26 protein-coding genes, 1 other RNA gene and 1 pseudogene are annotated in these 25858 nt (G+C 61.8%); 12 read left to right on the forward strand and 16 right to left on the reverse strand.

Annotated elements, in window-relative coordinates:
- A complete protein-coding gene (locus AC72UB_RS13515; RefSeq protein WP_463290113.1) occupies window positions 1-411 on the reverse strand; it encodes a SufE family protein in 411 nt (136 codons plus the stop codon).
- Window positions 412-547: 136 nt separating this feature from the next.
- Here AC72UB_RS13515 and AC72UB_RS13520 point away from each other — a divergent pair, with 136 nt between their 5' ends.
- A complete protein-coding gene (locus AC72UB_RS13520) occupies window positions 548-1006 on the forward strand; it encodes a hypothetical protein (protein ID WP_505190249.1) in 459 nt (152 codons plus the stop codon).
- A 13-nt stretch (window positions 1007-1019) separates the two neighbouring features.
- Here AC72UB_RS13520 and rnd read toward each other — a convergent pair whose 3' ends face one another.
- On the reverse strand, window positions 1020-2177 hold the full coding sequence (gene rnd, locus AC72UB_RS13525) for a ribonuclease D (RefSeq protein ID WP_463290115.1): 1158 nt from the start codon (window positions 2175-2177) through the stop codon (window positions 1020-1022).
- Window positions 2178-2350: 173 nt separating this feature from the next.
- Here rnd and AC72UB_RS13530 point away from each other — a divergent pair, with 173 nt between their 5' ends.
- Window positions 2351-2707, forward strand: a complete 357-nt coding sequence (locus AC72UB_RS13530) for a YbaN family protein (RefSeq protein WP_505190250.1) — start codon at window positions 2351-2353, stop codon at window positions 2705-2707.
- 73 nt (window positions 2708-2780) lie between these two features.
- Here AC72UB_RS13530 and AC72UB_RS13535 read toward each other — a convergent pair whose 3' ends face one another.
- Together AC72UB_RS13535 and AC72UB_RS13540 are read right to left on the reverse strand one after the other, a co-directional pair.
- On the reverse strand, window positions 2781-4175 hold the full coding sequence (locus AC72UB_RS13535) for an aspartate aminotransferase family protein (protein WP_505190251.1): 1395 nt from the start codon (window positions 4173-4175) through the stop codon (window positions 2781-2783).
- A 174-nt stretch (window positions 4176-4349) separates the two neighbouring features.
- Window positions 4350-5273 carry an SDR family NAD(P)-dependent oxidoreductase gene (locus AC72UB_RS13540; RefSeq protein ID WP_505190252.1) on the reverse strand — a complete coding sequence of 308 codons (924 nt, stop codon included), beginning with the start codon at window positions 5271-5273 and terminating at the stop codon, window positions 4350-4352.
- On the opposite strand from AC72UB_RS13540, the pseudogene AC72UB_RS13545 reads away from it, so the two are divergent.
- Both AC72UB_RS13545 and AC72UB_RS13550 read left to right on the forward strand, forming a co-directional pair.
- Window positions 5235-5342, forward strand: a pseudogene (locus AC72UB_RS13545) (TetR/AcrR family transcriptional regulator); the annotation flags it as partial. The gene AC72UB_RS13540 and the pseudogene AC72UB_RS13545 overlap by 39 nt on opposite strands.
- 3 nt (window positions 5343-5345) lie before the next feature.
- Window positions 5346-5786: a TetR/AcrR family transcriptional regulator gene (locus AC72UB_RS13550; protein WP_505190831.1), complete on the forward strand. Its 441-nt coding sequence runs from the start codon at window positions 5346-5348 to the stop codon at window positions 5784-5786.
- A 112-nt stretch (window positions 5787-5898) separates the two neighbouring features.
- Here AC72UB_RS13550 and AC72UB_RS13555 read toward each other — a convergent pair whose 3' ends face one another.
- From AC72UB_RS13555 to AC72UB_RS13580, 6 genes are all read right to left on the reverse strand, one after another.
- The gene (locus AC72UB_RS13555) at window positions 5899-6558 is read right to left on the reverse strand and encodes a GntR family transcriptional regulator (RefSeq protein WP_505190253.1); all 660 of its coding nucleotides are present in this window, start codon (window positions 6556-6558) and stop codon (window positions 5899-5901) included.
- Window positions 6559-6618: 60 nt separating this feature from the next.
- Window positions 6619-7293 carry an NUDIX domain-containing protein gene (locus AC72UB_RS13560; protein WP_505190254.1) on the reverse strand — a complete coding sequence of 225 codons (675 nt, stop codon included), beginning with the start codon at window positions 7291-7293 and terminating at the stop codon, window positions 6619-6621.
- Between the two features lie 100 nt (window positions 7294-7393).
- On the reverse strand, window positions 7394-7834 hold the full coding sequence (locus tag AC72UB_RS13565; protein WP_505190255.1) for a TrgA family protein: 441 nt from the start codon (window positions 7832-7834) through the stop codon (window positions 7394-7396).
- 77 nt (window positions 7835-7911) lie between these two features.
- Window positions 7912-9120: a class I SAM-dependent methyltransferase gene (locus AC72UB_RS13570; RefSeq protein ID WP_505190832.1), complete on the reverse strand. Its 1209-nt coding sequence runs from the start codon at window positions 9118-9120 to the stop codon at window positions 7912-7914.
- 57 nt (window positions 9121-9177) lie between these two features.
- The gene (locus AC72UB_RS13575) at window positions 9178-10593 is read right to left on the reverse strand and encodes a cryptochrome/photolyase family protein (RefSeq protein ID WP_505190256.1); all 1416 of its coding nucleotides are present in this window, start codon (window positions 10591-10593) and stop codon (window positions 9178-9180) included.
- Window positions 10594-10760: 167 nt separating this feature from the next.
- Window positions 10761-11993 (reverse strand): aminotransferase class V-fold PLP-dependent enzyme, encoded by a 1233-nt coding sequence (locus AC72UB_RS13580; protein WP_505190257.1) that lies wholly within the window; start codon window positions 11991-11993, stop codon window positions 10761-10763.
- A 362-nt stretch (window positions 11994-12355) separates the two neighbouring features.
- On the opposite strand from AC72UB_RS13580, the gene AC72UB_RS13585 reads away from it, so the two are divergent.
- From AC72UB_RS13585 to AC72UB_RS13595, 3 genes are all read left to right on the forward strand, one after another.
- A complete protein-coding gene (locus tag AC72UB_RS13585) occupies window positions 12356-13408 on the forward strand; it encodes an ABC transporter substrate-binding protein (protein ID WP_505190258.1) in 1053 nt (350 codons plus the stop codon).
- A gap of 65 nt (window positions 13409-13473) precedes the next feature.
- Window positions 13474-13829: a transfer-messenger RNA gene (ssrA, locus tag AC72UB_RS13590) on the forward strand.
- Window positions 13830-14091: 262 nt separating this feature from the next.
- Window positions 14092-14544 (forward strand): SspB family protein, encoded by a 453-nt coding sequence (locus AC72UB_RS13595; RefSeq protein ID WP_505190259.1) that lies wholly within the window; start codon window positions 14092-14094, stop codon window positions 14542-14544.
- A 24-nt stretch (window positions 14545-14568) separates the two neighbouring features.
- On the opposite strand, the gene AC72UB_RS13600 is transcribed toward AC72UB_RS13595, so the two are convergent.
- On the reverse strand, window positions 14569-15378 hold the full coding sequence (locus tag AC72UB_RS13600) for a TylF/MycF family methyltransferase (RefSeq protein ID WP_505190260.1): 810 nt from the start codon (window positions 15376-15378) through the stop codon (window positions 14569-14571).
- 101 nt (window positions 15379-15479) lie between these two features.
- Here AC72UB_RS13600 and fumC point away from each other — a divergent pair, with 101 nt between their 5' ends.
- From fumC to AC72UB_RS13620, 4 genes are read left to right on the forward strand one after another with little or no spacing between them, the layout of a single operon-like run.
- A complete protein-coding gene (gene fumC / locus AC72UB_RS13605) occupies window positions 15480-16874 on the forward strand; it encodes a class II fumarate hydratase (protein WP_505190261.1) in 1395 nt (464 codons plus the stop codon).
- A 15-nt stretch (window positions 16875-16889) separates the two neighbouring features.
- Window positions 16890-17063 carry a DUF4169 family protein gene (locus tag AC72UB_RS13610; RefSeq protein WP_505190262.1) on the forward strand — a complete coding sequence of 58 codons (174 nt, stop codon included), beginning with the start codon at window positions 16890-16892 and terminating at the stop codon, window positions 17061-17063.
- Window positions 17060-17278: a ribbon-helix-helix domain-containing protein gene (locus AC72UB_RS13615; protein ID WP_505190263.1), complete on the forward strand. Its 219-nt coding sequence runs from the start codon at window positions 17060-17062 to the stop codon at window positions 17276-17278. Before AC72UB_RS13610 ends, AC72UB_RS13615 begins: the two co-directional genes overlap by 4 nt.
- Window positions 17279-17314: 36 nt before the next feature.
- On the forward strand, window positions 17315-17545 hold the full coding sequence (locus AC72UB_RS13620; protein WP_463290131.1) for an N-(5'-phosphoribosyl)anthranilate isomerase: 231 nt from the start codon (window positions 17315-17317) through the stop codon (window positions 17543-17545).
- A gap of 52 nt (window positions 17546-17597) precedes the next feature.
- Here the strand turns inward: AC72UB_RS13620 and AC72UB_RS13625 are convergent, their stop codons facing one another.
- Genes AC72UB_RS13625 through AC72UB_RS13635 form a run of 3 tightly spaced genes read right to left on the reverse strand, consistent with a single transcriptional unit; the run spans window position 17598 to window position 20981 of the window.
- Window positions 17598-18950: a cytochrome P450 gene (locus AC72UB_RS13625; protein WP_505190264.1), complete on the reverse strand. Its 1353-nt coding sequence runs from the start codon at window positions 18948-18950 to the stop codon at window positions 17598-17600.
- Window positions 18947-20164 carry a hypothetical protein gene (locus tag AC72UB_RS13630; protein WP_505190833.1) on the reverse strand — a complete coding sequence of 406 codons (1218 nt, stop codon included), beginning with the start codon at window positions 20162-20164 and terminating at the stop codon, window positions 18947-18949. The genes AC72UB_RS13625 and AC72UB_RS13630 overlap by 4 nt, the downstream gene beginning before the upstream one ends.
- Before the next feature lie 58 nt (window positions 20165-20222).
- A complete protein-coding gene (locus tag AC72UB_RS13635; protein WP_463290134.1) occupies window positions 20223-20981 on the reverse strand; it encodes a cytochrome c biogenesis CcdA family protein in 759 nt (252 codons plus the stop codon).
- 158 nt (window positions 20982-21139) lie between these two features.
- On the opposite strand from AC72UB_RS13635, the gene AC72UB_RS13640 reads away from it, so the two are divergent.
- Window positions 21140-21373: a sulfurtransferase TusA family protein gene (locus tag AC72UB_RS13640; RefSeq protein ID WP_505190265.1), complete on the forward strand. Its 234-nt coding sequence runs from the start codon at window positions 21140-21142 to the stop codon at window positions 21371-21373.
- Window positions 21374-21446: 73 nt separating this feature from the next.
- Here the strand turns inward: AC72UB_RS13640 and AC72UB_RS13645 are convergent, their stop codons facing one another.
- Both AC72UB_RS13645 and AC72UB_RS13650 read right to left on the reverse strand, forming a co-directional pair.
- Window positions 21447-24086 (reverse strand): Rne/Rng family ribonuclease, encoded by a 2640-nt coding sequence (locus tag AC72UB_RS13645; protein ID WP_505190266.1) that lies wholly within the window; start codon window positions 24084-24086, stop codon window positions 21447-21449.
- A 436-nt stretch (window positions 24087-24522) separates the two neighbouring features.
- A complete protein-coding gene (locus AC72UB_RS13650) occupies window positions 24523-25851 on the reverse strand; it encodes a sigma-54-dependent transcriptional regulator (protein WP_463290137.1) in 1329 nt (442 codons plus the stop codon).
- Window positions 25852-25858: the final 7 nt, after the last annotated feature.

Here is a 25858-nt window from a genome sequence, read left to right on the forward strand (position 1 = left end):
TCAGGCCGCCTCAGCCGCCACTTTGCGGATGCGCTCCACCATGGCGCGCACGCCGTTGGACCGCTGGGCCGAGAGATGCTCGTTCAGCCCCAAACGGCCGAGTTCGGCGAGCGCATCCACCGCGCCCACCTGCCCGACCGGCACGCCTGAATACAAGGCATGCAAGACCGCGATCAGCCCGCGCACGATCATCGCATCCGAATCGCCCTGAAAATCGAACCGCCCGCCCGCGATCACCGGGCGCAGCCAGACCTGACTGGCACAGCCATCCACCTTGTAGCCCGGCACCTTGAAGCTGTCGTCCAAGGCCGACATCGCCTTGCCCATGTCGATGACATGGCGATAACGATCCTCCCAGTCGTCGAGAAACTCGAAGGTTTCGGCAATCTCCTCAAAGGCGGGGGTGGCCATGGTGCAACTCCTTTATTCCCGTGTCAGCTAATTCGCCCCTGCCCCCCTGTCCAGCCCCTGCCCCACAAACGCTGCGGCCTTTTCAAAGGGGCCCTGATCGGATAGCCAAAGGAGAGTGCTTGCAAGGACCCTGCCGATGCGCCTTTCCCTGACCCTCGCCCTGACTGCCGTGATGGTGCTGACCGCTTGCGGCTCAATGCGCGAGTCGCGGTTGAACCCGCTGAACTGGTTCGGCGGCTCACGCGAGGCGCAGGCCGATGAGTTCGGCATCCCCGCCATGATTGAGGCGCGCCCGCTGGTCGATCAGGTTCTGTCGATGAGCATCGAGCAAACGCCTTACGGCGCTATTGTGCGCGCCACGGGCCTATCGCCCACCCAAGGCCATTACGACGCCGAATTGGTGGCGCGCCCGCTGGATGAGAACGGTGTCTTGGTCTATGACTTCCGCCTGATGCCTCCGCCCGGCCCAACGCCTGCTGGTGCCCAGCGCACGCGTGAGGTGACCGTGGCTGCCCATCTGTCTAAGATCAAACTCGACAGCATCCGCGAAATCGTCGTGCAGGGCGCGCAGAACGCCCGGTCTAGCCGCCGCTAAAGGCGGGGCGGCGTTACAGCCGCACCACCCGCACTTCGTTGCCCTTGGCCGAGAGCGCAATCTCGCCCCGGCAGAGCCGCATCGCGTCATCGCCAAAGGCTTCGGCGCGCCAGCCATTCAGCGCATCTACCTTGCGCTCTCCGGCGGCAATCGCATCAAGATCTGCCGCCGAGGCAATCAGGCGCGGTGCCACGCCCAGACTTTCCGACTTGGCCTTGAGGAGCACGCGCAAGAGATCGGCCAAGGCCGGGTTCACCTGCAACTGCTCACGCTCAAGATCCGGCTTCGGCATATCTTCGGGCCGCATCTCAAGGCCCGCCTTGATGGCTGCGATGATGCCTTCGGCAATCTCGGTCTTGCGCCCTTCGCGCTGCAATAGCCGCGAGCGGCCCAGCTCTTCCATGGAGGTGGGTCGGGTTGAGGCCAGCTCCAACAGTGCGTCATCCTTCATCACGCGGCTGCGCGGCACATTGTTGCCTTGGGCATAGCCCTCACGGAACCGCGCCAGCTCCTTGACCACCGCCAAGAACCGACCCGAGGTGGTGCGCGTTTTGACACGCATCCAAGCCTCATCGGGCCGTGTGATATAGGTTTCGGGGTCGGTCAGAAGCGAAAGCTCCTCTTCCACCCAGCCCTGCCGGCCATTCTTGGCCAGTTGGGCCGCCAGCCATTCATAAATCACCCGCAGATGCGTGACATCGGCCAGCGCATATTCGCTTTGCGCCGAGGTCAGCGGACGGCGCGACCAATCGGTAAAGCGGCTGGTTTTATCAAGGTTTTCCTTGGCGATCTTCTTGACCAGCGTCTCATAGCCGACCTGTTCGCCAAAGCCGCAGACCATGGCAGCGACCTGCGTGTCAAACAAGGGATCGGGAAAGACATTGCCCTCGACGAAAAAGATTTCCAGATCTTGGCGCGCCGCGTGAAAGACCTTCACCGTCGCCTTGTGGCGAAAGAGGTCATAGAGCGGCTCCATCGACATCTGCGACCCTTCGATCGGGTCCACCAGAACCGCGTCGCCGTCTTTGCCCGGCAGCGCCATCTGGATCAGGCAAAGCTTGGACCAATAGGTGCGTTCGCGCAGAAACTCGGTGTCGATGGTGACATAGGGATGATCCTTGGCCGCAGCGCAAAAGGCGGCAAGGTCTTCGGTCGTGGTTATGGTCCGCATGGGCGGCCTTTCACAGCAAGGGGCGCGGGGGCATCCCGCCATAGGCCCCTATAGGCGGGGGGGCGGGAAAAGAAAAGGCCAAGCGCAAAAGGCCCGGTTTTGCCATATGACTGGCGCGGTTAGACGCCCCCGCGCCCTCGACAGGGGCGAGGGTCTGTGAAACACCCGAACCCATGCGTCTGCTCTGGATCAGCCTTGGCCTTGTCGCCCTTGCCCTTGGTCTGGCCGGGGTTGTGCTGCCGTTGGTGCCGACCACGCCTTTCATGATTTTGGCCGCCGCCTGCTTTGCCAAATCCTCGCCACGACTGCACAACTGGTTGGTCTCACATCCCAGTTTCGGCCCTGCCATCCACAACTGGCGCGCCCACCGCGCCATCGCGCCGAAGGCCAAACGCCTGTCCTTGATCGCCATGGCGGTGGCTTTTGTGATCAGCCTGGCACTCGGCCTTAGCTGGCAGATGCTCGCGGTGCAGGGAGTTGTGTTGGTGGTGATGGGCGCTTGGATCTGGACCCGGCCTGAGGGGCCATAGCAGCGCTGACACATCCCTCGCCTCCCCTCCCCCCCTCGTGGGGAGGGGCTGGGGGTGGGGGGCCTGCCGCAGCTTATCCCGCGACGAACAGGCCCTCGTCCTTGACGATCTTGTAGGCCTCATCCAGCGATTTCGTCGCGCGCGCGATCAGAACGTCAATCTCGTCCGGCGTGATGATCAGCGGCGGCGCAATGATCATGCGGTCGCCTACATGGCGCATGATGATGTTGTTGGCAAAGCAGCGCTCGCGCACCTTAAAGCCGACCGTCCCCGCCTCGGCTTTGAACTTGGCGCGGGTGGCTTTGTTTGGCGTCAGCGCGATCGACCCCATCAGGCCCACCAGCTTTGCCTCACCCACCATCGGATGCTCGGTCAGCGCGTCCCATTTCGCCTTGAGATACGGGTGCGCGACGTTGCGGACATGGTCGATGATGCCCTCTTCCTGAATGATCCGCAGATTCTCCAGTGCCACAGCGGCGGCCACCGGATGGCCGGAATAGGTATAGCCGTGATACAGCTCGCCCCCCTCGGCCACGACCTTGAACACCTCGTCGTGGATGATCGAGCCACCGATCGGCTGATAGCCCGACGACAGGCCCTTGGCGATGGTCATGATCTGGGGGCGAATGCCGAAGGTGGTGGAGCCGAACATATTGCCGGTGCGGCCAAAGCCGGTGATGACCTCGTCGGCAATCAGCAGGATCCCGTATTTGTCGCAGATGCGCTGGATTTCCGGCCAATAGGTCGAGGGCGGAATGATCACCCCACCCGCGCCCTGAATAGGCTCACCGATAAAGGCTGCGATCTTGTCGAGACCGATCTCGTGGATCGCGGTTTCCAACTGCCGGGCGCGCTCAAGCCCGAACTCTTCGGGGGTCAGATCGCCGCCCTCGGACCACCAGTCAGGCTGGTCGATGTGGTGAATGCCGTCGATCTTGCCGCCATGGGCGTGGATCGGCGACATGCCCCCAAGGCTGCCGCCCCCCATGGTCGAGCCGTGATAGCCGTTCTTGCGCGCGATGATCACCCGCTTTTCGGGCATGCCCTTGACCTGCCAATAGCGCCGCACAAGGCGGATATTGGTGTCGTTGGCTTCCGAGCCGGACCCGGCAAAGAAGGTGTGGTTCATCCCCTCAGGCGCGATCTTGGCCAGCTCAGCCGCCAGCGCGATGGCAGGCACATGGGTGGTCTGGAAGAAGGTGTTGTAATAGCTCAGCTCATCCATCTGGCGCTTGGCCACATCGCCAAGTTCGGTGCGGCCATAGCCGATGTTGACGCACCACAGCCCGGCCATGCCGTCGATGATCTTGTTGCCTTCGCTGTCTTGCAGCCAGACGCCCTTGGCCGATTTGATGACCCGCGCGCCCTTGGCCGCAAGGCCGTTGGCATCAGTGAAGGGGTGCATGTGGTGCGCCGCGTCCAGCTTTTGCAGCTCGGCCGTCGACATGTGGTTGGTGATCATGTTCATGGGATGTCCCTTCGGTCACGGGCCCTGAATCCTTTGGGAATCCTCGGGCGCTTTGGCGCAAGATATGATCAAACGCGGGGGCTGTTCAAGAAATTTGATCAAATTATGCAGGCGCTGCCGAAAAGCGAACTGGGGCAGGCCAAACTGGCCTGCCCGAGGGTCAGACGTGTATGGCTATTTGGTCTGCATCTTCTCGATCATTTTCAGAACCATCCGGCGCGGCATGACGGGGATAAGCCAGTTCATCATTAAGGACAGCTGAGGCTCGTTGATCGCAATCAAGGCGCCCTTCATCATGGCGTCGTAGCCGCATTTCGCAACCGAAGCCGCTGTCGCGCCCTTTTGGTTGGCAAGCCCGGTGCCTGCCAAATCCGCCGAGGCCACAAATTCCGTGTGGACAAGGCCCGGGCACAGCGCCGTCAACGTAATGCCGTCTTTGCGCAACTCTTGGTCAATCGCCTGGCTGAACGAGGTCACAAAGGCCTTCGTTGCATAATAGACCGCTTGATAAGGCCCGGGCAGGAAACCGGCGGTCGAGGAGACCTGCAACATCTTGCCGCCCTTTCGCGCTTTCATGTCCGTGCCGAAAAGGTGGCTCAGGGTCACAAGGGCCGAGATATTCAGATCAATCATCGCCTGATCTTTCGCAAGATCACGGTCAAGAAACCCGCCATGCCCCCCAAAACCGGCATTGTTTATCAAGATGTCCACTTGGATCCCTTGGGCTTTCACAGCGTCGTAAAGTGCTGCGGCCTGTGCCGGCGTGCCAACATCTTGGGCGAACACCGTCACGCGCACGCCATGCGCCGCTTCAAGCTCTGTCTTCAGCGCCTGCAAAGGTTCTTTGCGGCGCGCGACGACGACAAGATCACCGCCTTTTCGAGCATGATAACGGGCGAATTCCGCACCGATGCCGGAAGAAGCACCGGTGATGAGGGCCGTGTTTGACATGATGTTCTCCATAAACAGGTCAACAATCGTTGACACCCACCCAGGGCGACCCTGACGCATTGTCAACGATTGTTGACCAGCGTTTTTTTGTTCATTAGACAAAGGACAATGACAAAACCCATCTCGACCAAAGAAAAACTGCTGCAAGCCGGGCGCGGACTTTTCTGGACGCGCGGGTATTCCAATGTCTCGGTTCGTGACATCACCGGGGCGGCGGGCGTGGATGCGGCGCTGGTTTCGCGCTATTTCGGGGGCAAGCAGGGGCTGTTCGAGGCGACCTTGGCGGATGTTCCGCCTTGGGACGTGCTGGCATCTGATCGTGAAGATCTGTTGACCAAAGCCGTCGAAAGCTTTTCTCGACCCTACGATCCGGAGACGGATTCGGTAAACCCGTTCATGATGCTGTTGGTGAATGTCATTGACCCGGTCATGGGCGACAGTATTCGTACGTTTGTGCAGCAAGTGCTGGCAGCACCACTTGCTGAGAAGCTTGGCGGCCCCCAAGCACAAGAAAGGGCCGCGATGCTGTTGGCGGTTCTGTTCGGGATCGCCTTGATCCGGAAAAACTTTCAAGTTCAGGGGCTTGCAGAGAAATCCTCAGAAGAACTTTGCGCCCAGATCATGGCTTTGGGAAAGGTCGCGCTGCTGTTTGAACCTTAGCACAGGCACAGATGGTGCTTTTGCTGGCAGTCTTATTCGTGGCAGTCCACCGCGATCCATCGCAGCTCTTGCTGCAAGAGGGTGCTTGGGCCGACCTGGCAGACCTGGCCCGTTAAACCTCGCCCCTCGCCAAAGCCGCGCGCACCTCTTCGACGCCCTGAGCGATATCGTCTTTCACCGCCCGCGCCAGCCGCGCGCCATCGCCCGCGCGCATGGCGGCCAGCGCCTCGGCGTGCTGATCCGGCAGGCCCGACGCCCCAGCCAGCGTGGCCACAACCCGCAGGGAAGGGCCAAAGCGCAGCCACATGGACCGCGCCATGTCCAGAAGAACACCCGCGCCGGACGCCTCATACAAAGCAAAGTGGAAGGCATGGTTGGCGGTCAGATAGGCGGTCACATCCCCGCCCCGGATCGCGTCATTCACGGTGGCGTCCAACCCCTGCAGCCGGGCAATCAGCGCAGGCGTCAGGTTCGCGGCGGCAAGCTCGGCAAGCCGGGGCTCAATCGTCAGGCGGGCAAAGGCCAGCTGCTCCAAGACCCCCGGCTCCAGCCTTGGCACAGTGACGCGGCGGTTGCCCTGCGGTTCCAGCGCGCCCTCGGCTGTCAACCGCCGGATCGCCTCGCGCACCGGGGTCATGCCCGCGCCCAGATCGCTGATGAGGCCCTGAATGGTCACCGGCTGTCCGGGCGCCAGAGCTCCAAACAACACCATGTCGCGCAGACGGACATAGGTCAGCTCGTGGCTTGGAACTTTGCGGGCGTCGTCGGTCATCGGCATGCTCATCCATAGGCTGGGCCCAGTTATGCCCTTGAGGTGCCACGTTGCAAGGGTTCAGATCGCAGCCGTGCGCAGGGTCGGACGCTCGCGCGCCAGCCACAGGGCCGACAAAAGCGTGGGCGCATTGCCGACCTCGCCGCTGGCGCACAATTCCATCAACCGATCAAAGCTGACCAGATGCACCCGGATATCCTCAGACTCGGTCGCCAGCCCAAAGGTGCCCGTGGTACTGTCGGGCAAATCGACCAGCGCAAGGTAGGAATAGAGAAACTCGGTCACCGCCCCCGGCGTTGGGTAATAACCCGCAATCGGCACAAGGCGGTTGATCTCGATCCCCGCCTCCTCTTTCGCTTCGCGGATCGCGGTGGCCTCGGCGGTCTCGCCGTCATCAATACGCCCGGCAATCGCCTCAAGCTGCCAAGGATTGGCATCCCCCCGCAGATGCGGGCCGACGCGGAACTGTTCAATCAACAAGACCCTGTCGCGCACCGGGTCATAGGGCAGCACCGTCACCGCATCACCTGACACAAAGGCCTCGCGGTTGACCGGATCTGACAGCGTGCCGTCAAACCGGCGAAAGCGCAGGCCCTGCTCCTCGACGGCAAAAAAACCGGCAAAGCGCTCGGCCCTTGTCAGTACGGCCACATCGCCCGGCAGGGCCACGCGCCGTTGGGTGGCGGGGACGATCTGGGCCGCGCGGGCGCGAATGTGTTGGTCGTCGGATCGCATGGAAACCTGCCCCCTTGGCCGCCCACAAGGGCCTTTGCGCTGATATCGCAGGGCAAGGCTAGGGTAAAGCCGCGGCCGGAGAAGCCCAGCCGCCCATAGGCTAATTCCAGCGCCGACCGATCCATTCGGCCGCAACACCGCCCAGAACACCACCGCTCACCAAAACCACGGGCGTCGCCGGGTGGCGCAAGAGCGCACCATATTCCAGCATCATCTCAAAGATCCCCAAGACGGCTTCCATCGGCCCGTCGTACATCATCCGGGTCGATTTGCGGACCATGAAGTAAATCGAGAACAGCAAGAGACACCAAAACAAAACCGCCACCGCGGTGATAAGACCCCGGTTGAGCGCCTCGGTCATACCCCGCCCGGTGGACCGTCCCATGATGAACCAGCCGCAGAACAACCCGATCACCGCCGAAAGCTCGCGGAACAGCTTGGTCTGCGTGCCCTCAGGCAAGACCGGGATGAACATGTGAGCCGCTAGCGCGGCCACAAGGGCGAAGAACACAGCGGAAAACAGCTTGGGCGCAGTTGGCATGAAATCCTCAGTCAAAATCGGCAGACGGAAAAACGGCGCGTTCAAAAAATGGCAGGCAGAAAAGCAGCAGGATGCCCTTAGGGGCGCTTGAGCGTCACTTGCGTCACATCGCAGTTTCCACCCTGAAACGCCCCCGCACAAGAGGTCAGATACATGTTCCACATCCGCCGGAACCGATCATCAAAGCCCATGGCCTGCGCTTCGGACCAGCGGGCGTTGAATGTGTCATGCCAGCGCCGCAAGGTCTGGCTGTAGCTTTGGCCAAACTCGATCGAGCCGGTAAACTCCAACCCCGCCCGCGCAATCTCCGCCTTGAGCGCCGAGGGTGAGGGCAGCATGCCGCCCGGGAAGATGTATTTCTGAATGAAATCAACCGTTTTTCGATACATCGCAAAGCGGTCATCAGCGATGGTGATGATCTGCAAGGTGGCCTGCGCCCCGGGTTTGAGCCGCTCGCGCAAAGTGTTGAAATAGGTGGGCCAGTATTTTTCGCCCACCGCCTCAAACATCTCGATCGAGGCGACGCCGTCATAGACGCCCGTTTCGTCGCGGTAGTCCTGCAGCTTGATTTCAACCCGGTCCGACAGACCCGCCGCCGCAATCCGCGCCACGGCATAGTCATGCTGGGCCTTGGAAATCGTCAGCCCCGTCACCTTAAGCCCGCGCTTGGCGGCGGCATATTCCGCAAAGCCGCCCCAGCCACAGCCGATTTCCAGCACATGATCGCCGGGCTTTGCGCCCATCTGATCCACCATGCTGGCGTATTTCTGCTCTTGCGCCGTCTCAAGGCTTTCTTGGCCAGTGCGAAACAGCGCGCTGGAATAGGTCATGCTGTCATCGAGCCACAGCCGGTAAAAGTCATTCCCAAGATCATAGTGATAGGCGATGTTCTTCTTGGCCTGCCGCTTGGAGTTCGATTGCAGCCAAAAGCGCAAACGCTCAAAGGCGCGCACAAGGGTGACACCGATCATGCGGTCCAGCGCATCATTGTTGCCGCCTTGGGCCAGATCCATCACCGCCTGCAGATCGGGGGTGGACCAGCCGCCCTCCATATAGGCCTCGCAAAAGCCGACATCGCCTTCGCGGATCAGCCGGGCAAACACGTCGGGGTCATGCACATGCACTTCGGCCACCGGGCCCGCACCCGGGGCCTCAACCCGAAACCGCCGACCATCTGGCAACAGAAAATCCACCCGGCCATGTTGCATCCGGCTGGCCAGATCAAAGGCGGCAGAAAAATAGCGCGGCAGGCCGGTTTGGCCTTTCACCGACGTCAGGACGTCCATCGACACACCCCCCACGGGTTCTTTTTGCAGCAAGCTATTCAGATCACGCGACATCACTCAAGTCTTTCCTTGCTGCAAAGCCGCCAAAGCGCGGGCGCGCCCCTCGGCCAGATCGATGCGCGGTAGCGGATATCGCCGCACGGGGTCAAGCTGCCATGTGCGGGGTACGGCGGCGAAATAGCTTTGCGCCTCGGGTCCTGGCTGGCGGGTTAATTCAGAAATCCAGCGGCGCCTATAGGTTTGATCGGTATCGAATTTCTCCGCCTGCCCCGCAGGGTTGAAGATGCGGAAATAGGGGGCCGCATCCGGCCCGCAGCCCGCCACCCATTGCCAGCCCATGGCATTGGCGGCCGGGTCCCAATCGGTCAGACAGTCTGCAAACCACTGCAGACCCACGCGCCAGTCTGTCAAAAGATGTTTCGTCAGATAGCTGGCCACGATCATCCGCGCGCGGTTGTGCATGCGGCCTGTCACATACATCTCGCGCATGGCGGCATCGACAAAAGGCTCGCCCGTCATGCCGCGCCGCCACGCCTCGGCGTCCGAATTGTCGGCGCGCCAAGGGAAGCTTTCCCAGCCGGGCTTCCAGCTGGCGCGGTCGAGTTGCGGGTAGTGATACATCAAATGCCAAGCAAACTCGCGCCAGACCAGTTCCTTGAGAAAGGTCTCGGCCCCGGCATTGCCCTCGGCCATGGCACGCCAGCCGCGATGCCAGATCGCGCGCGGGCCGATCTCGCCCCATGCAAGGTTTTCCGACAGACCGCTGGTCGCACGCGTCAGCCCCGGCAGATCGCGATCCGCCGCATAGGCGGCCATCGGTCCTGCTGAAAATTCCTCGAGCCGGGTCAGGGCTTTGTCCTCACCCACGCGCTGATAGGCCGCCACAACAGCACCGCCGCGATTCATGGCGGCAGAAAGCTGCCAGTCGTCCAATCGGTCTGAGGCGGGCCAGACGGACGGTGCAGGCAAAGTGGCGGGCGCTGGTGATGCCTCGGCCACCGGACGGCCCCGCACCGCGCGCCAGAAGGGCGTGTACACCCGGTAGGGCCCACCCTGCCCGGTCTCGACCTCCCAAGGCTCGAACAATAGGGAACCGGGGTGGCTTTGGGCCAGAAGCCCCCGCGCCTTTAGGGCCGTCTTCACCGCCTGATCGCGGTCGCGCGCGGCGGCGTCATAGCTGCGGCTCCACATCACACCCGCGGCCCCGGTTTCGGCCACCAGCGCCTCAAGGACCGCCAGCGCCGGACCCCGCCGCAAGATCAACCGCGACCCATGGCGAGCGAGAGTGGCGGCAAAAGCGGCAAGCGCCAGATCCAAGCGGAATTTTGGTGCCGCCCCCAGCGCCTCGGTCTCGGGGTCCAGAATGAAAACGGGCACCAGCGGCCGACCGCTGGCCACGGCAGCCGTCAGCATCGGATGGTCCCCAAGCCGCAGGTCACGGCGGAACCACAAGATCAACGGCGCGTCTGACATTCTATCCCCATTTCAACAAGATACGCAGGAAACCGGCAACTGGTTCAGTATCGGTCCAGAAATACCTTGTGGGCGCGGTAAGGCAGAGGGCTGCCCCCCTGCCAAAGACCGCTTGGCCAGCGGCCAAAGGCCACCGACCCAGCGTTCATACCGCTTGCGCGCGGGGCTTACAGCACAAGGTCCAAAGCCGCGATCAGGCGGCTGACGTCCTCGGCACTGGTGTAATGCGCCGCCGACATCCGAAGGACACCCTTTTCGCGGTCAATGCCCAGCGCCGCCAAAGGCCGCACGGCATAGAAATCGCCCGCCCAGCAGGCAATGCCGTTGCGACCCAGCTCTTCCGACACCGGAACCGCAGCGCGGTCCAGTTCCACCGCCACGGTCGGCGCGCGCTTACCCGCATCGCGCGGGCCCAACAGCCGAACATCGTTGCGCCCCGCAAGATAGTCCAGCAAGGGCGCAATCACCGCCACTTCTTGGGCGCGCATCAGGTCATGCACGGCGCTGTTGCGGCTGGCGGCATCACCACCAATGCCATGGGCGGCGGCAACGGCATCGACATAATCCGCCATGCCCGCACAGGCGGCAATCTGCGCGTGATCCGGCCCGGCAGGGGTGTGCCGCTTGTACAGCGTAGCTTGGTTGAAGAAATGCGCCTGCCCCGGCAGTTCCATCCCAAAGGCCTCGCGCAGGACCATGATGCCTTGGTGCGGGCCAAAGGTTTTGTAGGCCGAGAACAGATACACATCGCAGCCCAAGGCGGTGACATTGGGAAAGCCATGCGGGGCATAGCTGACGCCGTCGACCACCGTGCGCGCGCCCGCCGCGCGGGTGATCTCGCAGATCGCCGCCACGTCGTTGATCTCGGCAATCACGTTTGAACAATGCGGAAAGGCCACCAGTTTCACGCGGCCATCGGCGAGAAGCTTTTGAAGATCGGCCGGATCAAGGCTGCCGGTCGCCGGGTCAAGCTGCCATTCGCGCACCTCGATCCCCTCATCGGCCAGACGCCGCCAGACACCCGAATTAGCCTCATGGTCCTGATTGGTCACCACAATCGCCCCATCGGTGCCGCGCAGCCACTGCCGCACCGCTTGGGCCAGCACATAGGTGTTGGCACTGGTCGAGGGGCCAAAGCTGACCTCTTCGCGCTTGACGCCCATCATCGCCCCAAGCCGCGTGCGCGCCTCATCCATTTCCGCCCCGCCTGCCTGCGCCCCCGGATAAGGGCCATAGGGCTGCACCTTGCGGTCGGTGTAGAACCGGTGCAACCGGTCCACCACTTGCGCGCAAGGGTATGACCCGCCAGCGTTTTCAAAAAACGCATGGCTCGACAACACGGGCGAGGCAAAGGCCGGAAACTGGCTGCGGACAAAATCAAGGTTCAGCGGGCTGGTCATCAAGGTGTCCTGTCGATCTGGTTTGAACGGGAACGAGGGCAGCCGCCCCCGTGGCAGGTCTTCCCGCCAAGCCCGCACAGCCCGTTTGGGGCCAAGGGGCAGACCTTGTTACGCTGTCGCGCGGCCAAGGATCACGAAAATGCTATGCGGCGTCCGCACGAAGGTAAAGCCCGCCCGTGCCCAAAAACCGGGCAAACTCGGCGCTTTTTGCGCCGCAAATGGGGTTCTGCCCTTGCATCCTACAAAATCACACGCATCTCTAGGGGGCTTGAGCCTGACAAGACCAGCCGCTAGCGTCCTGTCATCGTTTGACACCTTCTTCCGGGCAACGACCCCGCCGACACCAACAGCAGAGGACCCGCATGAAAAAACTGTCCCGACTTCTTCTTTCGACCGCGACCGTGATTGGCTTTGCTTCGATGGCCTCGGCCGCCGATCCGGAGCTGACCGTGTTTGATTGGGCTGGATTTGAAAACCAAGCCCTGATCGAAGGCTATGTCGCCAAGCATGGCCAGATGCCGACCTATGCCTTCTTCGCCGATGACGACGAAGCCTTCCAGAAAATGTCCTCGGGCTTCAAGGCCGATGTGGCGCACCCCTGCTCGCAGATGGTGTCCAAGTATCGCGACGCAGGCCTGATTGAGCCTTGGGATGTCAGCCGGATTCCGGAATACGGCAACATCGCAGCGCGCTTTAAGGATTCCAAGATTTTCGCCGATGATGGCGGCGTCTGGTACATCCCGACCGATTACGCCTACACCGCGATTGCGTGGAACACGACCGAGGTCCCTGAGGCCGATGTTGCCTCGCTCAACGTGTTCAAGGACCCGAAATACGCGGGCCGCATCTCGCTGCCCGACAACACCGACGACGTCTGGGCGCTGGCGCTTCTGGCGACCGGTGTGACCGATTGGACCTCGATCACCGACGAGCAGTTCGCCGCTGCCGCGGCTTGGCTGCGTGAAGTGCACCCCAATGTGCGCGCCTATTGGTCCGACCCGTCGGAACTGTCGCAGCTGATGGCGTCGGGCGAAGTTCTGCTGGCGTGGTCGTGGAACGACTCGATCGCGTTGATGCGGGCTGAAAACTTCCCCGTTGGCTTCCAGCGCACGGCAGCCGAAGGTGCCACGACCTGGTTCTGCGGCTATGTGAACTTCAAGGACGCGCCGGGCAGCGAAGACAAGGCCTATGACTTCATCAACGCTTGGCTTGAGCATGGCTCGGCCAAGGGCCTGCTGGAAAACTTCGGCTACGCCCACAGCAATGATGCCGCGATGACCTCGATCACCGCAGAAGAACTCGCGGCGGCCGATGTTAGCCCGGTGGACGGCACCCTTCTGGCCCAGACGCCGATCGACCACGGCATGCGCGAGAAGATGCTGGAAGAGTTTGAGATGATCAAAACCGGCTTCTAATCGCCGCAGCGCAAAGATCCTGAAACGCCCGCAAGCCCCGCTTGCGGGCGTTTTGCGTTTGGCCAGCCCTTGCGTGTCGAGCCCTGCCCTCTTATATCTTGACCTGTTCGGGGCTTGCTCCGGACTATGGTGATAAACGCACCTGTAATAAACGGCTCGGACCCGGGGGCGGTACCCGGCGGCTCCACCATCTCACCCGACATTGCGGGGGTTTGGGGCCGAAATAGGATCGACGGACGTCTAAAGAGGCCAGCTTTTACCCGGTAGGCACCACCGTTATCGGACCACAAGTGTAGTTGCCAATGACAACCACGCTCCGATGGCTCTGGCTGCGTAAGCGGTCCGAACATCGAAACCTAAGCCCTTCCGCTTAGCCGCGTAAGGCGGGGCCCGCCGGAGCCTGGCAACAGAATCCGGCACTTACCCCCCCTCACTGCGCAAAGGCTCCGGCGAGTTTCTCAATTGGGGGTGGAGCCTGGCAACAGAATCCTGGACCTTCCCCCCTCGCAGCGCAAAGGCTCCAGCGAATTCCAGCTTTTGGGGGCGGAGCGCGACCAAAGGCTCCGGCACTTTCCCACCTGCGGCAGCATGACAGGCCGATTGGTCGCCCCGTCTTGTCGCCTTCCCCTTTCCTTCGAGAACGAATCCCCTATGCTGGCCGCGTCAAAGTTCAAGGGGCAAGCATGGCACGGACCATCGATTACGGAAATCTGATGCACCGCGCGATGCGTGGGCTGATCCAGACCGTTCTCAAGGATGTGGCCGACAACGGCCTGCCCGGTGCCCATCATTTTTTCATCACCTTCGACACCACGGCTGAGGGCGTGGAAATCGCCGACTGGCTGCGCGCGCGCTATCCGCAGGAAATGACCGTGGTGATCCAGCATTGGTTCGACAACATGGTCGTCACCGATGAGGGCTTCTCGATCACGCTGAATTTCGGCAATCAGCCCGAACCGCTGATTATCCCCTTCGACTCACTGCGGACCTTTGTCGATCCTTCGGTGGAATTCGGCCTGCGTTTTGAAACTCACGAGAGCGACGAAGACGACGCCGAGGATGAGCCCGAGGACGACCCCGAGCCGCCGCAGCACGATGCGCAGGTGGTCCGGCTGGACAAGTTCCGAAAGACCTAGACAGCCTGGTCACGAGGATACGGTTTACCCTCGCAGCGCCCGTTTCCAATAAACCCCAACTCCGTCAATCTCATGAATTTCCAACGGCTCGGCAGGATGTTCGGCCGCAACGAAATCATGCACGGCCTGACGACATCCCGCAACCGCGTGATAGTCGTCAACAATCACATAGCCACCATCGCTGACCTTAGCATAAAGCGCGCGCAGGGCGTCCATTGTGGATTCGTACATGTCGCCATCCAGACGCAGCACCGAAACCGCTGAAATGGGCGCGCCGGGCAAGGTGTCCTTAAACCACCCTTTCAGAAACTGCACCTGATGGTCCAAAAGCCCATACCGACGGAAGTTGTCCTGCACCTGCTCCAGCCCGACAGCAAGCAGGTTGTTCTTGTAATGCTTGTCGCCCTTGTCGGCGGCGTATTTTTTGACGTCCGGCGGCGGCAGGCCTTCAAAGCTGTCGCAGACCCAGACTTTGCGGGCGCTGTCGCTGTAAGCCCGCAGGATGCCGCGCGCCAGAATGCAGGCCCCACCGCGCCAGACTCCGGTTTCCACGAAGTCCCCCGGCACGCCGCGTCCGATCACATCGGTCAGGCACTGGCGTAGGTTGTCCATCCGCTTGCGCCCAATCATCGAATGGGCAACAGACGGCCAATCAAGCCCGCTTTCCCGCTTGGTCGCGTCGAAGCCCTTGACCCGGTGCTTTTGCCCGGCCAGCGATTTCAGCACCTGCCACGGCTTCAGTGGCGCCATGCCCGGATCGTCGTAAATTGCGTTGATGATTGTATCTCGCAAAAGATCGAGATAGGCGTCCCGCAGAGTATCGATTTCGGTCATTTTTTGCTGCCCTTGATTGTCGCACATGCGATTCGATGTTTGTTTGCGCAATTCAAATCGCATAGCAGTGGCGCACATCCAAGTTAATCCGGGAAGACGCCATGACAATTACCCGCACAGAAACCGACAGCTTTGGCCCGCTGGAGGTTCCCGCCGACAAATACTGGGGCGCGCAGACCCAGCGGTCGATCATCAACTTCCCCATCGGCTGGGAGCGTCAGCCCGTCGCCATCATCCGCGCGCTGGGGGTCATCAAGAAGGCCTGCGCGCTGGTCAACGTGGCGCAAGGTGATCTGGATGCGGATCTGGGCAAGACCATCTCAGCGGCGGCCCAAGAGGTGATCGAGGGCAAGTTTGACGACAACTTCCCGCTGGTGGTCTGGCAGACCGGATCGGGTACCCAATCCAACATGAACGCCAACGAGGTGATCTCCAACCGCGCCATCGAAATGCTGGGCGGGGTGATGGGATCGAAAAAGCCGGTCCATCCCAATGACCATGTGAACATGGGCCAATCCTCGAACGACACCTTCCCCACCGCGATGCATGTCGCCATCGGGATGATGGCGCGCGATGTGCTGTTGCCGGGGCTGGAAAAGCTGCACCGCGCGCTGGCCGCGAAATCGGATGAGTTCAAAGACATCATCAAGATCGGCCGCACCCATACGCAGGATGCAACGCCGCTGACCTTGGGGCAGGAATTCTCGGGCTATGCCAAACAGGTCGAGCGCGGGATCGAGCGGGTCAAGATGTGCCTGCCGCATATCTATGAATTGGCCCAAGGCGGCACCGCCGTGGGCACCGGCCTGAACACGCGCGTCGGCTTTGACACCCGCGTGGCCGCCGAAATCGCCAAGATCACCAACCTGCCCTTCGTCACCGCCCCGAACAAGTTCGAAGCACTGGCAGCCCATGACGCCATGGTGATGTTCTCGGGTGCCTTGAAAACCGTGGCGGCGAGCCTGTTCAAGATCGCCAATGACCTGCGCCTTTTGGGCTCGGGCCCGCGCTCGGGCCTTGGTGAGTTGATCCTGCCAGAGAATGAACCGGGATCAAGCATCATGCCGGGCAAGGTCAACCCGACACAAGCCGAGGCGCTGACCATGGTCTGCGCCCATGTCATGGGCAACGACGCCGCCGTGGGCTTTGCCGGATCGCAAGGCCACTTTGAATTGAACGTCTACAACCCGATGATGTCCTACAACGTCCTGCAATCCATGCAGCTTTTGGGTGACGCGGCCGGGTCTTTCACCGACAATATGGTGGTCGGCACCCAAGCCAACACCGCGCGGATTGAAAAGCTGATGAAGGAATCGCTGATGCTGGTCACAGCGCTGGCCCCCACCATCGGCTATGACGCAGCGACCAAGGTGGCCAAGACCGCCCACAAGAACGGCACAACCTTGCGCGAAGAGGCGATTGCCTTGGGCTATGTCGATGGCGAAACCTTCGACCGCATCGTGCGGCCCGAAGACATGATCGGCCCCAAGGGCTGATTTCAGGGGGCTGGCATGGCCAAGATCGTCAACCTTCGCGCGGCCCGCAAGGCCAAAGAGCGGGAAACATCCCGCGCGACGGGCGATCAGAACGCCGCGAAGTTCGGTCGGACCAAGGCTGCGAAAGATCTTGAAAAAGCCCGGGCCGAAAAGGCCCGGCGCGATCTTGACGGGCACGCGCGCGAATGACCGGGCGGCCCGTCAAACACTCGCTCACCCTCAAGGGCCACCGGACCAGCGTCTCGTTGGAGGCCGAGTTTTGGGAGGCGTTTCAAAGCCTTGCCCGCGCACGGGGACTGTCGCTGAATGAGCTGGCCGCCGAAGTGGATGCGGGGCGAAGCGGCGATGTGGGACTGGCTTCGGCCATTCGGGTTTGGGTTTTGCGGGCTTTAACGGCGCGTTAACGGTGTATCGGCAACACTTGATGCAGGAGGTGTGCCATGAAGGATTTGCCTGCACCCATTACGCCAGATCGCTGGATCATTCAGTTGTTCAGTGCCCGCGCCGCCGCCGAAGGTGGAATACTGCGCCGATCTGTTGAGGATGTAGAACGCTTGGTTGGGCGCCAGCGCTTTTGCTTTGAAGTGCGCCGACGTGGATTTCGTGCTGTGGAAAACGCCGGGCAATTCGTGATCTTCTGCAACCGTGATGCCATTTCCATCGTTGTCTGAAAGCAAATTTCTTCGAAGAAATTTGCAAGAGTTTTCGAAAACTCTTGCTGTTTCAACCGAGCAAGCGTCGCGACAGGTCCAACCATATCCCATCCTTCGCCCGCACCGTCAGATGCGCCACCGGCACCGGATCGCGCCCTTCGATACGCGCAAACTGCCAATCCCGGACCAGCATTGCCAAAAGAAGCGGCCCTTCCACCATGGCGAACCCAGCCCCTGTGCAGACCCGTGGTCCGGTCGAAAACGGCAGATAGGCATCACGCGCGCAGGCGCGGTTCTCCTCGGTTTGCCAGCGGTCGGGATCAAAGGCGTCAGAGTTCGGCCAGATCCGTTCATGGCGGTGCAGATGCCATGGCGACAGCACCATCTGCGCACCCGGGGCCACCTTGCGATCACGCATCGTTTCAGGACAGCGGTTTTCGCGCACCATCATCGGCACCGGCGGGTAAAGCCGCAGCACCTCACGAAACACATCTCGGGTGTATCTCAGCTTTGAAAGCTCTGCAAAATCAGGCGCTTGGCCAAGGCTCACCGCTTCGGCTGCTACCCGATCCTGCACCTGCGGATAAAGCGCCAAGAGATAAAGCGCCCAAGACAAGGCCGAGGCGCTGGTTTCATGGCCCGCAAGGAAGAAGATCGCCACCTGATCGATCATTTCTTCCGTCGTGAACGTCTCACCAGATTCAGGGTCGCGCGTCGTCATAATCTTTGTGGCCAAATCATCCGGCGCGGTGCCTGCGGCAATCGCCTCAGCGCGCGCCTCGCACAGCCGCGCGATCAGCCCCCGGATCACCCCCGCGGACCGCCGGGTCGCCGGTTTGTGAAACCGTGGCATCCAGCCGGGCAAGGGCAAAAAGGCCGCAAGGTTCAAAAGCGGCTGCGTGCGCTGATAGGTGCGAAACTCCCGAAACATCGCCGAGGCGATCTCGTGTTCGATGGGAATGGAAAACAGCGTGCGAAAGATCACATCGGCCGCCGCGTGGCTCATGTCCTCTTCGATTTCGGTCACACCGGGCGACATGCGCGTCGCGCTTGCCGCCCCGGCCGCCACCATGGCCGGAAAGGTGTCGCGCAATCGGCCCCCCTCAAAAGCCGGATCGATGATCCGGCGCTGACGCTTCCAGACCTCACCATTGGTGACAAAAACCGAATTGCCCAAAAGCGGGCTCAGCCCCTCGCGGATGCGGTTGGACTTCGGGAAATCCTCCGGCCGTTCTGACAGGATCCGCGCCACAAGTGCGGGGTCGTTGCACAGATAGCTGCGAAAGAATGGCGTGCGAAACTCGGCCATCCAAGCCCGGTAAAGCCGGGCGGGCTGCGAGGACAGGATGTCTTGACGAAAGAGCCGCAGATGCTGCCAAAAACCAGCCTTGTCCGGACGGGCCTGTGGCTTGGGCGGGATCATGCGACCGACCGAAAGCCTGAAAGCGGCGTCTCGATCCGGCTTTTCGACGGCGCCCGCCCTGCATAGCGCGCGCCGAGCGTGACCGGGCCTGCCGTGATTTGGAAATAGTCGTAATGCCCGGGCCGATCAAAGGCGCACATATACTGAAAATGCAGCCGAAAACATTGCCGGCGCAGCAGCTGCCAGCGCTCGGGCGACAAAGACTGCGAGAAGGCCGCCGACAAGACCAAGGGCCAGAGCTTGCCTTCGGGCGCGACACCGCTCACCGACACCGGATCACACAGTGCAAAGGCGCAGCCATCGCCGGGGGCGGTCACATCGACCCAAGTCACTTCCTCGCGCGTCGACAGATAGGCCAGATCCCGCCGCAGGCGCCGCGCCTCGGGCAGAAAGGACACCATCGGCACCACCTGCCCCAAGGTCAGCAAAGCCAGTGCCGGGCGCTTTTCCGGCAACCCCTCACGGATCAGGTCCGACAGGATCGACACCGCCAGATGCGCCCCCGAGGAATGGCCGACCACCAGCACCTCATCCACCGGCTCGGCCATCGCGTCGGCAATGCGGGCGCGAAACTCGGCCATCCGTGCCTCCAACTCGGGCGGGTTCGCACCACGCGCTTGGGCCGAATAGGCGTAATCATGCATCAGGTAATAGGCCAGAATCCGGGCATCCCGGCGCTTAAAGGCCAAAAGTACCGTCCAGACGGTCGCCCCACCCGCCAGAAGGCCAAGGGCCCAATGGGACAGTAACGCCCCCAAAAGCGCAACTGCCCCCCCCAGCACCAGCGCCAGCACGAGTTGCAGGATCAACATCGCGATCGGATAGAGCGCGGCCACCATCGGCCCCCCGCGCAGCTTCATCAGCCGAAAAAGCGCGCCCGTGCCGATATAGGCCCAAGCTGTGCGCACCAGTTGCAGATAGGTGCCCGCAATGCCGCGCTCCATCGAGGTTTTCACAATGTCAGACCAGACCAGCACCTCGACTTCGGCTTGACAGGGGCGGTTGTCGATCCGCGCAGTGACCTGCCAGCCATAAGACCCCGCAAGGGATTTCGGCTTTAGATCAATCGCATAGCCTTGGATCCGCGCCTGTTGCGCACCTTCCTTGCGGTACAACTCGCGGTAGCGGCGGGGATGCACCGGGTCATAGCCGGGGATGTAGAACACCCGCCGGCGAAACACCGCCTCTGCGCCCTGATCCACCAATTCACCCATCACGCCCTCACAGATTTCTCTGCACACTGCCATGAAACCTTGGCAGAATTAAGGGCGATCACCCCAAAAGCGGCAGGCCCAGCGCGGTCAAGATGTCCAAAAGCCAGCCCGAAAACACCGAGAAGGTGCCGGTGAACAAGGTCAGCCCCACGATTACCAGCAAAAGCCCCATCGCCATTTCGATCTTGCGCATATGGGGCTTGATCCGCCGCATCAGGCTCATGGATTGCGCGATGAAGATGGCCGACAATAGGAAGGGCAGTCCCAGGCCCATGGCATAAACGCCCATCAAATACATCGTGCGGCCCATGTCATTGCCCTGCATCGCCATGGTCAGAATGCCCGACAGGATCGGCCCGTTGCAGGGTGTCCAGCCAAAGGCAAAGGCGAGCCCCAGCACATAGGCGCCAAGCGCCGATCCGCCGCGATCCCCGGCATCCAGCCGCGCCTCGCGGTCCAAGATGCCAATCCGGAACACGCCTAGGAAATGCAGGCCGAAGACGACCACCACAGCGCCTGCAATCTGGTTAAAAAGCTCAAGGTTCGACAGGAAGAACCGGCCAAAGGCCGAGGCGGCAAAGCCCAAAAGCAAGAAAATCGTCGAGAGGCCCAGCACAAAGAAGAGCGCCGGCAAGATAACGCGGCGGCGCGCCGTGCCGGGGCTGGTCATCTCGCCCATCGAAATGCCGCCCATATAGGCCAGATAGGGCGGCACGACGGGCAAGACGCAGGGCGACAGAAAGGACAAAAGCCCCCCGGCAAACGCCAAGAGGCTGGCCAGAACCAGACCTGCATCCAAAATATCGAAACCGAACATGGGCGTCTCCTTGCCGCCGTGATAGCGGGCACGGGCAGGTCCGTCACCCCCCCGCAGTGTCACATCCCCGTCAGATCAGGGTTACATGCGCCGCCAAGGGGCTGGCGTATAGGCCACAGACAAGGGTATCTGGGGCCGAACCAACGCAAGGCCGGACAATGGAATTTGATGCCGAGATAGATTGCGAGGGCCTTTTGTGCCCCTTGCCGGTGCTGCGGGCGCGCAAGCGTCTGGCAAGCATGGCGCCGGGTGCGGTGCTGCGCGTGCGGGCCACCGATGCCATGGCGGCAATCGACCTGCCGCATTTCTGCACCGAAGCCGGGCACGAGTTTCTGGCCGCCATGAATGAGGGTTCGGTCGCGTTGTACCTGATCCGGGTGGGCCGCGGCTGATCCCTCAGCGCAGGCGCTTTGCGCCTTAAACTCAAAAGGCGCGACCGGGGTCTCCGGCCGCGCCTTTTTGTGTTTAGCGGCCTGCGGACCACCAGCCCTTTTTGCGGGGCTTCGGCGGGCCATCCTCGGGGGGCGGGGCCACGGTATCCTGCGGATCGGGCACCAGCGCCGCACTTGGCGCGGGTTCGCTCAGAACGGGGTCCGCCGGAAAGCTGGCCTCAGCAACTGTCGGCTCGGCGACCGGCTCTGCCGCTTTGGGCTTGGCGCGGCTGCGGGTGGCCTTGGGCTTGGCGGGTGCCTCTGCAACGGGCTCCGCAACCGGGGCCTCAGCAACCTCGGCAACCACCTCGGCGGCGACCGGCTCTGCGTCTGCCTTCGGCTTGGCGCTGCGGCTGCGGGTGCGCGGCTTCGGCGCAGCTTCGGCAGCAGCCTCCACCTCGGCCTTTGCGGCCTTCGGCGCGGCAGCGGGCTTGCGGCTGCGGGTGACACCACGCTTTGCAGGAACAGTCGGCTCTGCCGCTGCCTCGGTCACCGCATCATCTGCGCCGCCGTCAGCTTCGCCTTCGCCGTCCTCTTCATCGGACCCATCATCTTGGCCATCATCCTGGCCACCGTTGTCAGAAGCCTCACCTGCGGCCCCTGCCCCACCGGGCTTGCGGCGACGACGGCGACGGCGGCGCTTGCGGTTGCCGCCATTGCCTTCGGCATTGTCCGACGATGCAACCACCTCAACGGCTTCGCCTTCGGCCTCGGCCTCTTCGACGATATCGTCTTCGACAATATCCTCATCGGCCTCATCCACCGGATCACCCATCAGCCCCGCATGGCCCGAAATCACCGGCGCATGTTCCGGCACAAAGCGGGTGGCAGTCTTGAACTTTTCAATCGCGTAATCGGGGCTGATCAGCGAAGGATCGGCCTCGATCCGCACGCTCATCCCATAACGGGCCTCGATCAGCGCGATATGTTCGCGCTTTTGGTTGAAGAGGAAGTTCACAATCCCGATCGGCGCCTTCAACAGCACCTCTTTCGAGCGTTTGCGCGTGCCCTCTTCTTCCAGCGCGCGCAGAACCTGCAACGCCATGCTGTCATCCGACCGGATCAACCCGGTGCCGTGGCAATGCGGGCAAGGCTGGGTGGTGCTTTCCAGCATCCCCGGGCGCAGGCGCTGGCGGCTCATCTCCATCAGGCCAAAGCCCGAGATGCGGCCCACCTGAATCCGCGCACGGTCGGTTTTCAGCTTGTCCTTCAGACGCTTTTCGACGGCCGCGTTGTTGCGACGCTCTTCCATGTCGATAAAGTCGATGACGATCAGACCCGCAAGGTCACGCAGACGCAACTGGCGGGCCACCTCATCGGCGGCCTCAAGGTTGGTCTTGAGCGCGGTGTCCTCAATCGACCCTTCTTTCGTGGCGCGACCCGAGTTCACGTCGATCGCAACCAGCGCTTCAGTCACGCCGATCACGATATAGCCACCCGATTTCAGCTGCACCGTCGGGTTGAACATGCCCCCAAGGTAGCCTTCCACCTGATAGCGGGCAAACAGCGGGGTCGGGTCGGTATAGCGGATCACCTGCCGGGCGTGGCTCGGCATGATCATCCGCATGAAGTCTTTGGCGGTGCGATAGCCGGCCTCACCCTCGACCAGCACTTCCTCAATCTCTTTGGTGTAAAGATCGCGGATCGACCGTTTGATGAGGTCACCCTCTTCATAGATCGGGGCGGGCGCAATGGATTTCAACGTCAACTCGCGGATCTGTTCCCACAGACGCATCAGGTATTCATAGTCGCGCTTAATCTCGGGCTTGGTGCGCTTGGCCCCCGCCGTGCGGATGATCAGGCCAGCACCTTCCGGCACTTCGATCTCGCCCGCGATTTCTTTCAGCTTCTTACGGTCTGCGGCTTGGGTGATCTTGCGGCTGATACCGCCACCGCGGGCGGTGTTGGGCATGAGAACGCAATAACGGCCTGCCAGCGACAGATAGGTGGTCAGCGCCGCGCCTTTGTTGCCGCGCTCTTCTTTTACCACCTGCACCAGCATGATCTGGCGCATCTTGATGACTTCTTGGATCTTGTAGCGCCGCGCACGCGGACGGCGGGGCTGGCTGATTTCCTCGGCCACATCCTCTTCGGCGATGGATTCGATGTCGTCATCGGTGTCCGAGGCATGGTCGATCGCGTGATAGGCGTGGTCGTGACCATGGCCCTCGTCAGCCTCATCGCCGCCGCGCGTTTCGGCTTCGGTGGCCTGATCGGCATAAGACTCGACGCTCGACTCGGTTTCGGTCAGATCGACCACATCCATCGAGGAAATCTCGCCCGTGGCCACTTCGTCGCTGGACGTGGCGCGTTCGGCCTTCGGGCCGGGCTTTGGCCCCCGGCGCGGACGCGACCGGCGGTTTTCTTCCTCTTCCTGCGCGCGGTTATAGGCGCGCTCTTCCTCGATCAACGCCTGACGGTCGGCGACCGGGATCTGATAGTAATCGGGATGAATTTCGGCAAAAGCCAAGAACCCGTGACGATTGCCACCGTAATCGACAAAGGCAGCCTGCAAGGACGGCTCAACGCGGGTGACCTTGGCCAGATAGATGTTTCCTGCAAGCTGGCGCTTGTTCAGGGTTTCAAAGTCGAATTCTTCAACCTTGTTTCCGTCGACCACAACCACGCGGGTTTCTTCCGCATGTGTGGCATCGATGAGCATTTTCTTTGACATATCAATCCATTGCGCCTTGAACGCAAGATGTCCCCCGGCGGACCGGAGGGGGTGTCATACGAAACAAGGCGGCTTGTTCGGGCGGGCGCGCGCAAGACATGCTGGCGGGACATGCCCTGTGGGCACTCCTCACCTGTCCATGCAATCACAGCACGCGCCATCGCGGTTCACGTCTGAGCGGCTTTTGGGGCCGCCCACCTGTTTAAGCGCGTATTCCTTTGAAAACAAAAGTTTACGCGCAATTTCGCGGCCAATCGGGCCGATCCGACCGCCCTTGCCCACGGCGCATAAACGCATCAAGTGAGTTCGGGCAGAGAATTTCGCGGCGATAGAGATCGCCTAACAGAACCCTAGCGGCAAAGGGGCGGCAAATACAATGCCTTTCTGCGGAAGGTCTGGACGGCCAATCGCACGCCACGCAACCCTGCGGCGAAGATCAGGTGTAATCTTGCCGCTGCAAGCCGTATTTCGCCATCTTTTCGTTCAGCGTGCGGCGCGGCAGACACAGCTCGTCCATCACCGCTGTGATGCTGCCCTTGTGGCGGCGCATGGTGTTGTCGATCAGCATTTTCTCAAAGCTTTCAACATATTCCTTCAAGGGCTTGCCCTCGGTCGTCATTGCCGGCCCCGAGGCCTCATTGTCCGCCATCAAAAGGCTCGCAATCGACCCGGACCCCCGGCGGTTTTGCAGCACGGCGCGTTCGGCAATATTGACCAGTTGGCGCACATTGCCCGGCCAAGGGGCCTGCAACAGCTGGGCCGCCTCTTGCGCCGTCACCTGCGGTGCGTCGCAGCCATATTCTTCGGCAAAAGACTCAGAGGCGCGGGCGAAGAGCGTCAAGATATCCTCACCGCGTGACCGCAAGGGCGGGCAGATAATCGTCATGGCCCCCAGCCGATAGAACAGATCGGCGCGCAACAGGTCTTCCAGCGTCTTGTCCGGCGCGTGTTCGTTACAAATGCCGATGATCCGGGTTTCGGGCGGGGTCGACTGATCATTGATCAGCGTCAACAGCCGCGATTGCAGCGGATGGCTCAGCGCCTCGATATCCTCAAGGCATAGCGTGCCGCCCCGCGCCTCTTCGACCAAGGGCAGGTTCCCATCCTCGGAGGGGCCAAACAGCTTGGCCACCAGCTGCTCTTCACCCCAAGCCGCGCATGAGATGCTGACAAACTTCTTCGACCCGCGCGGCCCCACCGCATGGAGCGCATGGGCCACCAGCGTCTTGCCGGTGCCGGTCTCACCGTCGATCAGCACATGGCTGTCGGCTTGGCCCAGATCCAAGATATCCTCGCGCAGCCGCTCCAGCGCCGGACTGGCACCGATCAGCTTTTTCATAATCGTGCTGCCATCCGACAATTCCTTGCGCAGCGCACGATTGTCCAAGGTCAGCCGACGCGACTGAGTGGCCTTTTTGGCCAGTTCAGTCATCCGGTCGGGGTTAAAGGGCTTTTCCAGAAAATCGAACGCCCCGACCCGCATCGCCTCAACCGCCATCGGCACATCACCGTGGCCGGTGATCATGATGACCGGCAGGCCCGAATCCATCCCCATCAGGCGTTTCAAAAAGGCCATGCCATCCATGCCGGGCATCTTGATGTCACTGACCACCACACCGGGAAACTCCGGCCCGATCACCTTCAGCGCCTCTTCGGCACTCGCATAGGTTTCGGTGTCAAAGCCCGACAAGGCCAGCCACTGGCTGATCGAGGCCCGCATGTCCGCCTCGTCATCGACGATCGCCACCTTCATTGCCCGTGCCATGCTGCCC

The organism is Allotabrizicola aquatica (SeqCode) (genome assembly GCF_965194375.1).
Lineage (GTDB): Bacteria > Pseudomonadota > Alphaproteobacteria > Rhodobacterales > Rhodobacteraceae > Tabrizicola_A > Tabrizicola_A aquatica.